15 protein-coding genes and 1 tRNA gene are annotated in these 12,892 nt (G+C 71.4%); 4 read left to right on the top strand and 12 right to left on the bottom strand.

What is annotated here, in order from left to right; genetic code table 11:
• Nucleotides 1-27: 27 nt before the first annotated feature.
• The 3 genes from ACIOHP_RS08700 to ACIOHP_RS08690 form a co-directional block, all read right to left on the bottom strand.
• Complete coding sequence (locus ACIOHP_RS08700) at nt 28-249, bottom strand: zinc ribbon domain-containing protein (protein WP_401884679.1); 222 nt, start codon at nt 247-249, stop codon at nt 28-30.
• 41 nt (nt 250-290) lie between these two features.
• Complete coding sequence (locus ACIOHP_RS08695) at nt 291-1,661, bottom strand: hypothetical protein (RefSeq protein ID WP_401884677.1); 1,371 nt, start codon at nt 1,659-1,661, stop codon at nt 291-293.
• Nucleotides 1,662-1,735: 74 nt separating this feature from the next.
• Nucleotides 1,736-2,503, bottom strand: a complete 768-nt coding sequence (locus ACIOHP_RS08690; protein WP_401884674.1) for a DUF4097 family beta strand repeat-containing protein — start codon at nt 2,501-2,503, stop codon at nt 1,736-1,738.
• Between the two features lie 206 nt (nt 2,504-2,709).
• Between ACIOHP_RS08690 and ACIOHP_RS08685 the strand changes: the two genes are divergently transcribed.
• Nucleotides 2,710-2,781 (top strand) — tRNA-Val (locus tag ACIOHP_RS08685).
• 48 nt (nt 2,782-2,829) lie between these two features.
• On the opposite strand, the gene ACIOHP_RS08680 is transcribed toward ACIOHP_RS08685, so the two are convergent.
• Nucleotides 2,830-3,159, bottom strand: a complete 330-nt coding sequence (locus tag ACIOHP_RS08680) for a hypothetical protein (protein ID WP_401884670.1) — start codon at nt 3,157-3,159, stop codon at nt 2,830-2,832.
• A gap of 116 nt (nt 3,160-3,275) precedes the next feature.
• Between ACIOHP_RS08680 and ACIOHP_RS08675 the strand changes: the two genes are divergently transcribed.
• The gene (locus ACIOHP_RS08675; protein ID WP_361540143.1) at nt 3,276-3,464 is read left to right on the top strand and encodes a hypothetical protein; all 189 of its coding nucleotides are present in this window, start codon (nt 3,276-3,278) and stop codon (nt 3,462-3,464) included.
• A gap of 43 nt (nt 3,465-3,507) precedes the next feature.
• Here the strand turns inward: ACIOHP_RS08675 and ACIOHP_RS08670 are convergent, their stop codons facing one another.
• Together ACIOHP_RS08670 and ACIOHP_RS08665 are read right to left on the bottom strand one after the other, a co-directional pair.
• Nucleotides 3,508-4,413 carry a ketopantoate reductase family protein gene (locus tag ACIOHP_RS08670; RefSeq protein WP_401884667.1) on the bottom strand — a complete coding sequence of 302 codons (906 nt, stop codon included), beginning with the start codon at nt 4,411-4,413 and terminating at the stop codon, nt 3,508-3,510.
• Nucleotides 4,414-4,480: 67 nt separating this feature from the next.
• Nucleotides 4,481-5,236, bottom strand: a complete 756-nt coding sequence (locus ACIOHP_RS08665) for an MBL fold metallo-hydrolase (RefSeq protein WP_361540137.1) — start codon at nt 5,234-5,236, stop codon at nt 4,481-4,483.
• 59 nt (nt 5,237-5,295) lie between these two features.
• On the opposite strand from ACIOHP_RS08665, the gene ACIOHP_RS08660 reads away from it, so the two are divergent.
• The gene (locus tag ACIOHP_RS08660; protein ID WP_171146715.1) at nt 5,296-5,526 is read left to right on the top strand and encodes a DUF2277 domain-containing protein; all 231 of its coding nucleotides are present in this window, start codon (nt 5,296-5,298) and stop codon (nt 5,524-5,526) included.
• Between the two features lie 93 nt (nt 5,527-5,619).
• On the opposite strand, the gene ACIOHP_RS08655 is transcribed toward ACIOHP_RS08660, so the two are convergent.
• From ACIOHP_RS08655 to ACIOHP_RS08630, 6 genes are all read right to left on the bottom strand, one after another.
• Nucleotides 5,620-6,222: a DedA family protein gene (locus ACIOHP_RS08655; RefSeq protein ID WP_401885240.1), complete on the bottom strand. Its 603-nt coding sequence runs from the start codon at nt 6,220-6,222 to the stop codon at nt 5,620-5,622.
• Nucleotides 6,223-6,406: 184 nt separating this feature from the next.
• Nucleotides 6,407-6,859 (bottom strand): DoxX family protein, encoded by a 453-nt coding sequence (locus tag ACIOHP_RS08650; protein WP_401884660.1) that lies wholly within the window; start codon nt 6,857-6,859, stop codon nt 6,407-6,409.
• Nucleotides 6,860-6,945: 86 nt separating this feature from the next.
• A complete protein-coding gene (locus ACIOHP_RS08645; protein WP_401884656.1) occupies nt 6,946-8,835 on the bottom strand; it encodes an FAD/NAD(P)-binding protein in 1,890 nt (629 codons plus the stop codon).
• A gap of 111 nt (nt 8,836-8,946) precedes the next feature.
• Nucleotides 8,947-9,357 (bottom strand): hypothetical protein, encoded by a 411-nt coding sequence (locus ACIOHP_RS08640; RefSeq protein ID WP_351692188.1) that lies wholly within the window; start codon nt 9,355-9,357, stop codon nt 8,947-8,949.
• A 131-nt stretch (nt 9,358-9,488) separates the two neighbouring features.
• Nucleotides 9,489-11,132 (bottom strand): alkaline phosphatase D family protein, encoded by a 1,644-nt coding sequence (locus ACIOHP_RS08635; protein WP_401884650.1) that lies wholly within the window; start codon nt 11,130-11,132, stop codon nt 9,489-9,491.
• Nucleotides 11,133-11,203: 71 nt separating this feature from the next.
• Nucleotides 11,204-11,848, bottom strand: a complete 645-nt coding sequence (locus ACIOHP_RS08630) for an HNH endonuclease family protein (protein ID WP_401884646.1) — start codon at nt 11,846-11,848, stop codon at nt 11,204-11,206.
• 347 nt (nt 11,849-12,195) lie between these two features.
• Here ACIOHP_RS08630 and ACIOHP_RS08625 point away from each other — a divergent pair, with 347 nt between their 5' ends.
• Complete coding sequence (locus ACIOHP_RS08625; RefSeq protein WP_401884642.1) at nt 12,196-12,777, top strand: TMEM165/GDT1 family protein; 582 nt, start codon at nt 12,196-12,198, stop codon at nt 12,775-12,777.
• Nucleotides 12,778-12,892 lie beyond the last annotated feature (115 nt).

Below are 12,892 nucleotides of genomic sequence, written 5' to 3'. Positions count from 1 at the left end.
CTGAAGGTTTCCTGAAGTCGCTGTCCGTCAGCCGCAGCAGCCCCCGCCGCAGCAACCGCCGCCGCCTCCGCCGGAGCGGGGGGCCTGGGCCGGTGCGGAGGCCGAGCCGCCGACGGCCACCGTCGACAGGAGCTTCACCGTGTCGCCGTGGCCGGCCGGGCAGTCCGCGGGGGCGGCGGACTCCGCCATCGGACGGCTCAGTTCGAAGGTGTCGCCGCAGGTCCGGCAGCGGTACTCGTAGCGAGGCATACGCACAGGTTAACCGGCGGCGGCCGACGGCTGTAGAGGCTTCAGTGCCCGGCCCCGCGCTCCTCCCGGATCTGCGCCACCACCCGCGCCACCGTCTGCCGCACCGCCTCCGTCTCGGTGAGGAAGTGCCAGAAGTCGGGGTGCCGGCCCTCCAGCGTGCCGATCGCCCGCTCCAGCCGGGCCACGGAGTCGTCCAGGGGACGTGCGTGACGCGGATCGGGGGTGTTCCGGCCCGTCATGGCCAGCCGCTGCGCGTCACGGATCGCGAAGCGGGTGCGGTCGATCTCCTGCTGGGGGTCCTTCTGCACGGCGTTCAGGCGCCGCAGCCGGTCGCCCGCCGCGGAGACGGATTCGTCGGTGCTGTTCAGCAGGGCCCGTACGGTCGACAGCAGGGCGGTCGCGTCCGGCCAGCGCTGCTCGTCACGGGCGGCGCGGGCCTCCGTGAGCTTGCGCTCGGCCTGGCGTACGTTCTCCGCGGCCTGGTCCGGGACCTGCTGGAGGTCCTGCCAGCAGGCCGCGGTGAAGCGCCGCCGCAGCTCGCTCAGGACCGGGTCGACCTGGCCCGCGCGGGTGGTGAGGGCCTGGGCGCGGGTGCGCAGGGAGACGAGCCGGTGGTCGATCTCGGCGGCCTTCTCGGGCAGCCGCTCGGACTCGACCCGGACCGCCTCGGCCTCCCGGGCCACGCGCTCGGCACGCTCCAGGGTGTCCGGGACGCCGTGCTGCCCGGCGCCCTGGTTCAGCTTGGTCAGCTCGGGGCCGAGGGCGGCGAGCCGGGCGGCGAGGTCGTCGGCCTTCAGACCCGACTGCCGTACGGCGTCAAGGGCGTTCGAGGCGGCCAGCAGTCCCTGCCTGGCCCGCTCGACGGCGGGAGCGAGGCGGACCAGCTGGGTCTCGGCCTTGCCGAGGAGCGGACCGAGGCTGTCGCCGAAGCGGTCCAGCTCCCGCTTGACGTTGGCGAGCTCGTCCTTGGCCCTGGTGAGCTCGGTGCGCGCGCGGACGGCGACCGACGCCTCCAGGTCGTCCCGGTCCAGGTCGTGCGCGTCGACGGCCTCGATGTACTGGTGACTGGCCTCGTCGATCCGCCTGCTGATCGCCTCGAAGTCGGCGACCGCGCGCCGGGCGGCGGGGGAGTCGTCGACCGCGGTGATCGTCTCTATCGAGATCCGCAGATCGCGCTGGGCGGTGTCGAGCTCGTAGAACGCGGCCGCGGCGGCGTCCTTCGCGGCCTGCGCCTCGGCCCGCTGGCTCTCGGAGCGCCCCCCGAACCAGCGCCGGGTGCCGCCACCGGCGAACGCGGCCGGCAGCGCGAGGGCCGCGACCAGCGGCAGAGCGATGAGAGTGAGCGTGTCGCGCAGCGCATGATGTGCGCGCGGCTTCGACGGCGAGTACGGCTGCGCTGGTGTCGCCGTCACATCCCTCTCCCGTGCTGTGTCCGTCCTGGCCCGGTGTCATTCTCCCACCGGTTAAGGACGAACACACGGGCCCGTTAGTTCGCGGTCCGGACCGTGACTTTGCCGTCGCCGGTACGGGCGGTGATGACGTGCGAGCTGGAGTCGGCCCGCGGCACGGTCACCTCCACCCCGCCGTCGCCGGTCTGGGTCGTCACCTTGTACGTGGCGTCGGGGACGTCGATGGTCACGGAGCCGTCGCCGCTCCTGGACTCCACGCGGTCCGGGACGGCGCCCAGTTCGAGGTGGACCGAGCCGTCGCCGGTCCGGGAGCGCACGTCGCGCGAGGTGACGTCGGCGCGCACGGACCCGTCGCCGGTCCTCAGGTCGAGCGGCCCGCTGGAGTCGGTGACATGCACCGATCCATCGCCCGTACTGATGCTCAGCGCGTCCTCGAACCCCCTGGCGCGCACACTCCCGTCCCCGTCCTCGACCTTCACGGAGACACCGCGCGGGACCTCGATGCGGTGCTTGGCCGCGCAGTCGGCGACCACGCCGGTGCACTTCATCCGCAGCTTCAGCGTGTCGTCCGTCATCGACCAGGTGACCTTCGGGTCCTTGCCGAGGGCGACCGTGCCCTGGAACCAGCGGGTGACCTCGATCCGGCCCGCCTTGTTGCCGTCGGCGGCGACGATCTCCAGCGCCGAGTCGTCGGAGTCGATGGTCAGCGTCTTCCCCTCCAGCGCGAACGACCGCTGGTCCGGGTCCTTGTCGTCCCCGGCGGAGGCACCGCAGGCGCTGACGCTCGCGATGAGAGCGACGGCGCCTGCGGCGAGGACCATGCGAGCGGTGGCGGTACGTGCCATTGGGATCTCCCCCTGAGCCAGAATGATGAGGCTCTTCGACCGTACGGAGCGGGGCGCCGTCGCGGGATCCGGGACGCTCCCGGATCCGGGGTGGGGTAAACCCCCGGTTCGACCCCGAGATCCGGCCCCCGCGATACGCGTTTGCAGGACGGGGCCCCGGGCAAGGTAGTCTGTCGACTCGTCCTGAGCGCGCGTGTTCGGGACCCGGGTGCGTAGCTCAGGGGTAGAGCGCCTGCCTTACAAGCAGGATGTCGGCGGTTCGAAACCGTCCGCGCCCACACGGAAAGAAGACCCCGGCCGATCACGGCCGGGGTCTTCCTCGTTTCTCAGCTGTCCTCCCGCGCGTGCTTCAGCCTCATGCGGGCGTCCACGCGCTCCCCGCCGGCGACCTCCGCCCAGAAGCGGTGGCCGGTGATGAAGACGGCGAGTTCGTGTTCGCGCTGTCTGAGCTTTTCGACCTCGGCCTGTTCGTCGGGTGTCCAGCCCGGGGAGGCGGGGCGTTCCACCTTGCGCCAGCCCGCGGTGTCGCTGAAGCCGTCCAGGGGCTCGACCGACCAGGGCAGCCGCTTGAGCAGGGCCGACAGCTCGGCCCGGACCTGATGCAGCTCCTCCTGACCGGCGAGGAGGTCACTCGGAAAGTCATAGGTCGTAGCCACGACGCAATGCTACGCCTGTTCGATTTAGGGGTGCGAGTTTCTTGGGGTAGTTCATGTGTTCGGGGAGGGGCGATCTGAGAAGATCACCGGAACCGTACAAACGCAGGGGTGGGGACATGACCGTTCTGGTGCTGGTGGGCGTTCTGGGCCTCGCCGTCTTCGGGTGCGTGTGCGTGGTGTGGGCGGAGCGCGGCGGACCGACCTGGGTCCGCGCCGTGGCGGCCGTGACGATCGGCCTGGGCAAGGTGCTGCAGAGCTCGGGGAAGAATCGGGGCGGGGGCTCGTCCTCCAGGGACGGCGACTGACGAACTCATCGCCGCCGGGCAACGGCCCCGCGCCCCTCGGGCGTCAGTGGCCGGCGTCCCTCAACTCCCGTACCAGACGCGTCGCCACCGGCACCGGTACTCCGTGCCGCTCCGCCGCGCGGAGCAACGCGCCGCCGATCGCGTCCAGTTCGAGGGGGTGACCCGCCTCGGCGTCACGTTGCATGGAGGACTTGGTCTGCGGCGGGAAGGCGTCGTAGCGGGCGAGGGCCTGTGCCGGGTCGGTCGGGGCGCCCGACGCGCGGCTGACCGCTGCTGTCTCCTCGACGAGTGCCGTCAGCTCCTCGCGGTGGCGGGTGCGTACCTCGCCCAGAGGGAGGGCGTACCGCGTGGTGAGGAGGGCGAACGGGGCCAGGAACGACATCTTGGCCCACAGCGCCGCCGTCTCGTCCGGCAGTACCCGGGTGGTCGGACCGGCAGCGCCCAGAGCGTCCGCCAGCGACTCCAGGCGCTCCTTCGCCACCCCGTCGCCGGTCAGGTCGATCTCCGCGAACGGGCTGCCGTGCACGATCTCCCCGGGCGCCACCCGCGTCGACTCCACGCGGATCACCGCCGGGGCCACCACGTCCTCGCGGAAGCGGGCCCGCAGCGTCGCCGGATGCTCCACACCGTTCAGGAACGGCACCAGGAGCGCGTCGCCCAGAGCCGCGGGCGGTACGCGGTCCAGCGCCGCCTCCAGCGCGGTGTGCTTCACCGCGACCAGGCAGACGTCCACCGGCATCCGCAGCTCGGTGTCCGCCTCCACCTCGGCCCTGAAGTCCCCGAACCGGCCGCTGCGGACGCGGATTCCGGATGTCCGCAGAGCTGCGGCCGTCTCATCCCCGGCCAGGCAGATCACCCGGTGCCCGGCCCGCGACAGCAGTCCGGCGAGCAGGCCGCCGATGCCGCCCGGGCCCAGCACGGCCACGGTCAGTTTCTCGTCGTGCGTCATCACACGAAGTCCCTTCGTCGGTCGGCCCCTTGAACGGTGGCCGCCTCGGAATCGATCATTGCAGACGTCAGAGCCGTACGGACTCCCCGGGCGCCGGCAGGTGCAGCCGGTCCGTCAGGCCGGCCTCCGCGAAGGCCTTCGTCAGCGTCGGTCCGTCCTGGGTGAAGTGACCCCAGTGCTCGAAGTGCAGCGGTACGACATGCCGGGCACCCAGGATCGTCGCCGCCTCGGCGGCCTGCTCGCTGGTCAGGGTCAGGGTCGCGTCCGGTACGAGGGGAGTGCGTGCCGCGCCCGCGAACAGCAGGGCCACGTCGAAGGGGCCCTCGCGGTCGGCGATCTCCCGGACCCGGTCGAGAGAGGCGTTGTCGCCGCTGACGTACACCTTGGGCAGGCCCTCCCCGGACAGCACGAAGCCGGTGACCTCGCCGACGAGGGGCTCGGAGCCCTCGGGTCCGTGCAGGGCGGGGACGGCGGTGACGCGTACGCCGCCCACCTCGACGCTCTCCCAGGCGGGCAGGGCGCGGACGGGGGCGCCGAGGCGGTCGTGGGCGGCGGCGGTCGACAGGACGAGGGGGACACCGGCGAGGTAGGCGCGGCCCGCGGCGTCCAGGTTGTCGGGGTGCTGGTCGTGGGAGAGCAGCACGGCGTCCACCGCGCCGAGGTCCGCCGCCGCGAGCGCCGGGCCCGTCGTCTTCACCAGCGCGCGGGAGCCGATGGGGTACTCGCCGGGCGCGTCGAAGGTCGGGTCGGTGAGGAGACGCACGCCCCCGAGAGACAGAACGGCGGTCGGGCCGCCGACGTAGGAGATCTCCACGGTCGTCATGCTCCACACAATTCCGCGGACGCCCGGCGCTATTCCCCGTCCGGGGCGAGACTGGGGGTATGTGCCGCAGCATCAAGACTCTTCGCCCGCCCGCGTTGCCCGAGGAGGCGACGGAGGACGAGATCCGCGCCGCCGCCCTCCAGTACGTACGGAAGGTGTCCGGCTTCCGGGCACCGGCCGCGCACAACAAGGAGGTCTTCGAGCGGGCGGTGGCCGCGGTGGCCGAGGCTACGGCCGAACTACTGGCCGACCTCGAGGTCCGAGGCGCCGCCGCACAACGCGCCGGCTAGCCGCGTCGCCGAGCCGTCGGCGGCTCGGCGACGGGCAGATCCGTCTCCCGCCCGCCGGTCCTCCCCCACGCCTCGGGCCGGTGGGCGCGCGGGCTATGCCGGGCGGCGGCGCATGACGAACGCCGCTCCGGCTCCCGCGGCGAACAGGGCCAGTACCGAGACGCCGGTCGCCAGCCATGTCGTGCCCAGCCACTGGGCGCCGTAGTAGCCGAGGGCGACGCTGTACGCCGCCCAGGCCAGGCCCGCGAGGGCGGACCAGGGCAAAAACTCCCGGACCCGGCGGTGGGCGGCGCCCGCGACGAAGGAGACGACCGAGCGGCCGGCCGGGGCGAAGCGGGCGAGGACGACCAGGGGGCCGCCGCCGTCGGCGAGGGCGGAGCCGAGACGTTCCTGCGCGGAGGTGAGGCGGCGGGAGCGGGCGATGGCCCGGTCCAGACGGGCGCCGCCGCGCCAGGCGAGCCGGTACGCGACCAGGTCGCCGAGCACCGAGGCCGTCGCGGCGACCAGGGTGAGCAGCAGGAGGTCCGGAACCTCGCCGGGGACCTTGCCGGTCGCCGCTCCGGTGCCCGCCGCCGCGGCTGTGGCGGCCGTGATGACCAGGACGCCGCTGGGCAGGACCGGCAGGAACACGTCCAGCAGCACGGACGCGGCCACCATCGCGTAGATGATTCCTGGGCTGCCGGTCAGCACGCCCATATTCCCGAGACTCTCGAACACCGTCACTCCCCGTTTTCCCCCGTAACAGCCTTACAGCGTACGCCCGAGGTGTGACAGGAGATTCATGGGGGGCGCGTGTGTTCGGCACAGCATGTTCACCCGGCCGACACGTCGCGGCGCCCGCCCCCCTGCGGGGACGGGCGCCGTCGGGTGCGGGTGTGGCTCAGACGGCCACGGGTGCCTGGTCCGAGGCCGGCCGCTCGGCGGCGGCCGAGCGCTTCTGGAACAGCCGGTCGAGCCCGAAGGCGCCGGAGCCGGTGAAGACCAGCAGCAGGAAGGCCCAGCAGAACATCGCCGCGCCCTCGCCGCTGTTCTCGATCGGCCACAGGGCGTTGGGCTGGTGCACCTTGAAGTAGGCGTAGGCCATCGCGCCCGAGGCGATGAACGCGGCGAAGCGGGTGGCCAGGCCGATCAGGACGAGGGAGCCGCCGACGAGTTCGATCGCGGCCGCGTACCAGCCGGGCCAGGTGCCCAGCTCGACGGTGCCGCCCTTGCCGTCCGCGCCGCCGAGCACACCGAAGAGCGCGACGGCGCCGTGGCTGGTGAAGAGCAGTCCGACGACGATACGGAACAGGCCGAGGACGTACGGCTGGGCGCTGTTGAGGCGTCCGGTCATGTGGGGGGTACTCCTACGGTCGGGCCGGTCCCTGGGGCGGACCGGTCGGGGGACGGAACCGAGCGAGCACCCCACGTTAGGTCGGACTAATCAATGCTTGCAAGTTCAACATTTGGCCACGGCTTTGCTTCCGTTTGAGGTTCCGTTCCTGCTGTAGTCGCACGTAGAACGGCTCTCGCCACCGCGTCGGCGTCCGAAAGCGTGACCGAATCCACACCCGGACGCGCACCCGCCGCGGTCACCCAGTGCACCCCCTCCGTCGGCACCCCCAACGCGAACCGCCTTGTGTGCACGCCTCCTTGACGGTCAATCAGGTGATATGGGCGAGGTGTCACGTCCAGTCCGCCCGTCTCGTAACCGCCGACCGAGTGCGGCCGGCACTGCCCGGTCCTCAGCAGCCGGGCGAGGAGCCCGTCCGCCGTGCGCCGCAGATCCGGTTCCGGAAGCCGTGCCTCTATGAGCGTCGTCACGCGTACGCCGGACCCGTGGACGTCGGGCGAGCGCGCCACCCAGGCCCCGTCCTGCGCCCGGACCTCCAGGCGCGGCCCGAGCACCTCCACCACACCCGCCTCCATCAGCGCCACCAGTTCCTCGATCCGGCGCCGGGGCGGGCCGATGGACAGGAAGGCGTTGAGGGGGGTGTACCAGCGGTCGAGATGATCCCGGCGGGAGGCACCGGCGATGCCGCCGTGGTCGACGGTCAGCCGGAGTTCGTTGCGCAGATCGCGCAGCACGTCGAGGGCCGCCTTGAGCGGGCCGTCCGTGTTGCCGAGAGCGGCCTGCGCGGCGTCCTCGCGCAGATGCGCCAGCAGCCACGCGCGCCACCGCCCGGGATGGGGGAAACCAAGTCCCGTGTACGGGCGGGAGATCCGGTCCCAGCTCCAGCGGTCGGCGTCCGGTATGCCGAACTCGTCGAGGATCAGCGCCTCTTGAGGGTCCCGGTGGGGGACGGCGAGGAACCGGTCGGCGAGGTCCGGTCGCCGTACGAGCGCCGAGTAGTAGACCGTCTCCACCTCCTTCGCCACCAACGGCCATATCTCGGCGAGGAAGTCGGGCGCCTCACCCGAGTCGGCACGCTTGCGGAAGCCCGCTATGACCTCCGGCGTCAGGACGAGCGGGGTGTGACGGCCGTACGGCCCCTTCGCGTTGTCGCCCCGGGCCTGGTAGGGGACGCCGCGCCGGGACCCGGCGTACAGCCGCGGCTCGCGGCCGGAGGGGACGTACCGCAGCCCGCCCCGATCGCGCACGAAACGGCCGCCGCGGCCGGTCGTCAACAGGGCCGTGTGATCGAAGAAGTTGAGGCCGAGACCGCGCAACAGCACCGGTTCGCCCGGGGAGACGGCGGAGAGGTCGACGTCGGCCGGGTTGGCGGGCGGGACGTGGAGCAGGCCGTGGGTCTCGGCGTACGACGAGACGGTGCGCTGCGCCGCGTCGGGGACGGTCGGCAGATGGCCCTGGGCGAGGACGACGGCGGACAGGCCGGTCAGTTCACGGCCGTCGTCGAGGGTGAGGACCTGGCGGCCGTCGGGAGCGTCGTCGAGCCGTACCGCACGGGCCGTGTGCGTCCGTACGCGGACGCCGGGCGGTGCCTCGCGCACCGTACGGGCGAACACCCACTCCAGATAACGGCCGTAGTGGGCGCGGGTCGGATACTCGTCCGGGCCCAGCTCGCCGGACGCCCACTCGTGCAGGCTGGGGCCGGGGCGGACGGGTCCGGAGCAGTCGACGCTCTCGTCGGTGAACAGGGTCACCTGACAGGCCACGGTGTTCATCAGGAGGTCCGCCGGCTGTGCGGTGCGCCAGACGCGGCCGGCGCCGGGCGGTGCCGGGTCGACCACGTGGACGGTGAGCCGGGCGCCGGGCGGGAGCAGTTCAGGCGCGGAGGCGCAGAGGCGTTCCAGCACGCTGGTCCCGCGCGGTCCGGCGCCGACCACGGCGACGGAGACCGGCGCGCAGGCCGTGGTCGGTGCGGACAAAACGGGGACTCCCGGGCGTGTGGGGGCGCTTGGCAGCAGACCGCCCACCGGAAGCGGACGGTCCGCCTCATCATGCCTGCCGTGCGCCGGCCGGGCGTCGGGTACCCCGGATTACGCGTTGCCGGTGGCGATGCTCAGCCAAGGGGTCCAGGTCGAACAGTTCTCCCAGCCGATGTCATTGGAGTAGTTGCGCAGACACACCTTGATCCGGACCTTGTAGTCCTCGTCGAGGTTTTCATTGCACTGCTCCCGGCCGGTGAACGCGCCCCCGGTGGCCTTGCACTCGCCCGAGCGGCCGTAGTTGGTCTCCCAGCGGGTGACGGCGCTCTTTCTGTCCTCTCCGATGTCATTCGCCATGAACCAGTCACCCTCGGCCTGGAACGCGCCCTCGCCCGCGTTGTCGGAGGTGTACGCGTGCTGCGGCCACCCCGTCGGATACCAGGTCCCAGCGTGGGCCGGAGCCGCCATGAGGGCGAGGCCCGCTCCGGCGGCGGCGAGCGGGATGCCGATCTTCTTCAACAAGGCTTTTCCTCCGCGCAGTTGGGCCGTCAGCGGGGCCCGAGTACGGAGGAGCGTATGTTCGAACGCGGGTTTGCTGAAGAATCAACTGTGCTCAACTCACCTTTCCCTGGGCTCACTTGTGCACGGTGCGGTCACTTCTCGCTCAGCACCGACTCCGAGACCACGGTCAGCCGCGCCTTCCCGCCCCGCACGGCCCGTGCCTGCTCCAGCCGCAGTCCCGCCGAGCGCCCGCGCAGCGTCAGCGTCATGAGCTGGTTGCCGAACCAGGGCCCGCCCGTCCGCCGCCAGTCCACCGACGGCTGGGGACAGGCCCCGTGTCCGGCGAACCGGCGCCCCAGGAAGCGGCCCACCGCGCTCCACCCGAAGCGGAAGCCGAGCCGTATCGACAACGGGATGGAGTTGTGGACGGGGGAGCAGGTCAGCTGCAGCACCCGCGCATCGGGTCCGCTCCCCTCCGGCCACCTCGGTTCGGCGATGTACGCGTGATGGACGTCGCCCGACAGCACACACACCGTCGCCGGCGCGTCCGGGCCCGACCCCGCCTCCGCGATGAGCTCCACCAGCGACTCGAAGGACTCCGGGAAGGCCGCCCAGTGCTCCAGGTCCGCCCGTCGCCGCAGATCCTCCCCGAACCGCGCCCAGCGCGCCCCGCGTTCACCCCGGCACAGTGCCGCGTTCCACGCCTCGGCGTCGTGCACCAGATGCGGCAGCAGCCAGGGCAGCGAGGTCCCGATCAGGAGATGGTCGTAGGACCCCGGTCCGTCCAGCACCTGCTCGCGCACCCATCGCTCCTCGCCGGGGGCGAGCATCGACCGGTTCTCCTCGTCGAGGACCCGCGCCGCCCGGCTGTCGACCATCACGAGCCGCACACGCCCGAAGTCCCGCCGGTAACTCCAGCGCACGGAGGGCGGATCGACGTCGGCCTTGCAGGCGAAGGCCCGCAACTCGTCGGTGCCGTCCGGGGTCTCGCGTACGGCGGCGTAGAGCGGGTCGGAGTCGAGCTCCGCCGGGGACAGGTTCCCGAGGTGCTGATGCACCCAGTACGACATCAGCCCGCTCAGCACCCGCTCCTGCCACCACGGGGTGGCCCGCATGTCCTCCACCCAGGCGGCGGAGGTGTTCCAGTCGTCGATCACGTCGTGATCGTCGAAGATCATGCAACTGGGCACGGTGGACAGCAGCCATCGGATCTCGGGATCGAGCCAGGACTCGTAGTAGAGGTGGGTGTACTCCTCGTAGTCCGCGACCTCGCTGCCCGGCGGATCGCTCAGATCCCGGCGCGCGGCGAGCCAGCGGCGGGTCGCGGGGGAGGTCTCGTCGGCGTAGACCTGATCGCCCAGCAGGAGCAGCACGTCGGGCCGTTCACCGTCCGGGTCGGTCGCGATCCGGGCCGCCAGGGTGTCCAGGGCGTCGAGGCCGACGGGGTCCGGCTCGCCGTGTGGCGGAGCGGCCCAGCGGCAGGACCCGAAGGCGACGCGGACGGTGTCCCCTTCGGCCGGGGTGCGGATGACGGACTCCGGGAACGGGGAGTCGGGCAGCGGCCACACACGTACTCCGTCGAGCAGGACCTCGTACGGCGACGAGGTCCCCGGCGTCAGACCGGTGACCGGAACCAGGGCGTAGTGATGACCGCAGACCTGAAAGGTCTGGGTCTCACCGCCCGCCCCGTCCGCGCAGCGCACCTCGGCGGCGCACGGCCGGCTCGCCTCGACCCATACGGTCGCGGACGAGCCGCCGGCATACCTGAGCAGCGGTCCCAACCGAAGTTCGGCCACGTGATCCTCCTCCGTCGCCCCGTACGGTACGGAACGACGGAGGCCGACGGGGAGATTCCGTCGCCGAATCGTCAGCAGTTCGCGAGGTAGCCGGTGAGCGCGCTCTTCTCCGCGGAGTCCACGGACAGGCCGTAGTAGTACTTCACCTGGACCCAGGCGCGGACGTAGGTGCAGCGGTACGAGGTGACCGACGGCATCCACGTGGCCGGGTCCTGGTCGCTCTTGGCCTGGTTCACGTTGTCCGTGACGGCGATGAGCTGCGGGCGGGTCAGGTCGTTGGCGAAGCTCTGGCGCTTGGCGGAGGTCCAGCTGTCGGCGCCGGAGTCCCAGGCCTCGGCGAGCGGGACCAGGTGGTCGATGTCGAGGTCGGAGGCGGCGGTCCAGGTGGCGCCGTCGTAGGGGGAGTACCAGCTGCCGCTGGTGGAGGCGCAGGCGGAGTCGGTGACGACGTTCGAACCGTCCCGCTTCAGGACCGTCTCACGGGTGTTGCAGGTGCCGGAGATGGTGATCCAGTGGTTGAACAGGTCACGGCTGTAGCCGGTACGGTCCTCGGTCGCCACGGTGAGGGAGGCGAGGTAGGTACGGGCGGTGGCCGCGCTGACCGGGGTGGGGAGGGCGGCGGAGGCGGTCGGACCGTTGAAGAGCCCGACCGAGGCTATGAGACCGGTGAGGGCCGCGAGTATGCTGAGCCGTCGACGCGCGTAGAACTTCGCCATGCGAACTCCCTTTGAGGGGTGGGGGTGTTGAAGCGCGAGCGAGGGAACTCTCGCGGCTCCGCGTTGCGGGGAGGTATGCGTTGGGTTAGAAGTTAATGACGCGTACATGACACGACAAGGTTTACGGCGAAACGATCTCGTATGATTGACGGAGTTGAAGGGGAGTAGCTCTTCGCCGGACCGTCGACATACTGCTCAGCTCGTCTGAGCCGGCGCCCGGAGGCAGGTCATCCGTGACCGGCCAGCGAGACCTTCGGCCAGTAGCGCACTGACTGTGTGCTGCCGTGCCGAGGTGTCGTTTTCGCGGTAACACTCTCGGCGGGGCAGCCCCGACCGATTGAGGAACCTTGATCAGCTTCACCGTGACGGCCGTCGTCTTCGGCGTCGTCTTCCTCGCAGAGTTGCCGGACAAGACCGCGCTGGCGGGTCTGGTCCTGGGCACCCGCTATCGCGCGTCGTACGTCTTCGCGGGCGTGGCGGCGGCCTTCGCCCTCCATGTGGCGCTGGCCGTGGCGGCGGGCAGCGTGCTCACGCTCCTGCCGCAGCAGCTCGTCCACGCGCTCACGGGTGTCCTCTTCCTGGGCGGTGCCGCGGTGCTGCTGAGGAAGAAGGGCGAGGGCGAGGAGGAGATCCGGCGCCCGGAGGACCAGTCCTTCTGGAAGGTCGCGGGCGCCGGCTTCATGCTCATCCTGGTCGCGGAGTTCGGTGACCTCACGCAGATCATGACGGCGAATCTGGCCGCCCGTTACGACGATCCGCTCTCCGTCGGTCTCGGTGCGGTGCTCGCGCTCTGGGCGGTGGCAGGGCTGGGCATCGTCGGTGGAAAGGCGCTGATGAAGCGGGTGCCGTTGCGGTTGATCACGAAGGTGGCGGCGCTGCTGATGCTGGGGCTCGGGCTCTGGAGCCTGTGGGAGGCGGTCACCGGGTGAGCTGAACGCTCGGTGAACAGTTCCGGGATGCGCTGGCGCAAAGCGGGCCTGGTTTTGTACCGTAGAGAAACAAAGTGGCTCCCCGCTCGTTCTCCCTGACCGGCGGGTGGGGGCC

This window comes from Streptomyces sp. NPDC087859 (genome assembly GCF_044742595.1).
In the GTDB taxonomy this organism is placed as follows: domain Bacteria; phylum Actinomycetota; class Actinomycetes; order Streptomycetales; family Streptomycetaceae; genus Streptomyces; species Streptomyces canus_F.
Note: the sequence above shows the minus strand (reverse complement) of the source record. Positions and strands in the feature narration are given on the sequence as shown.

Excerpts from the sequence above, each read along its gene's own strand:
- ACIOHP_RS08650 (WP_401884660.1), bottom strand. The coding sequence starts at position 6,859 with ATGACCGGACGCCTCAACAGCGCCCAGCCGTACGTCCTCGGCCTGTTC.
- ACIOHP_RS08630 (WP_401884646.1), bottom strand. The coding sequence starts at position 11,848 with ATGGCGAAGTTCTACGCGCGTCGACGGCTCAGCATACTCGCGGCCCTC.
- ACIOHP_RS08660 (WP_171146715.1), top strand. The coding sequence starts at position 5,296 with ATGTGCCGCAGCATCAAGACTCTTCGCCCGCCCGCGTTGCCCGAGGAG.
- ACIOHP_RS08700 (WP_401884679.1), bottom strand. The coding sequence starts at position 249 with ATGCCTCGCTACGAGTACCGCTGCCGGACCTGCGGCGACACCTTCGAA.
- ACIOHP_RS08655 (WP_401885240.1), bottom strand. The coding sequence starts at position 6,222 with ATGGGCGTGCTGACCGGCAGCCCAGGAATCATCTACGCGATGGTGGCC.
- ACIOHP_RS08670 (WP_401884667.1), bottom strand. The coding sequence starts at position 4,413 with ATGACGCACGACGAGAAACTGACCGTGGCCGTGCTGGGCCCGGGCGGC.
- ACIOHP_RS08690 (WP_401884674.1), bottom strand. The coding sequence starts at position 2,503 with ATGGCACGTACCGCCACCGCTCGCATGGTCCTCGCCGCAGGCGCCGTC.
- ACIOHP_RS08675 (WP_361540143.1), top strand. The coding sequence starts at position 3,276 with ATGACCGTTCTGGTGCTGGTGGGCGTTCTGGGCCTCGCCGTCTTCGGG.
- ACIOHP_RS08665 (WP_361540137.1), bottom strand. The coding sequence starts at position 5,236 with ATGACGACCGTGGAGATCTCCTACGTCGGCGGCCCGACCGCCGTTCTG.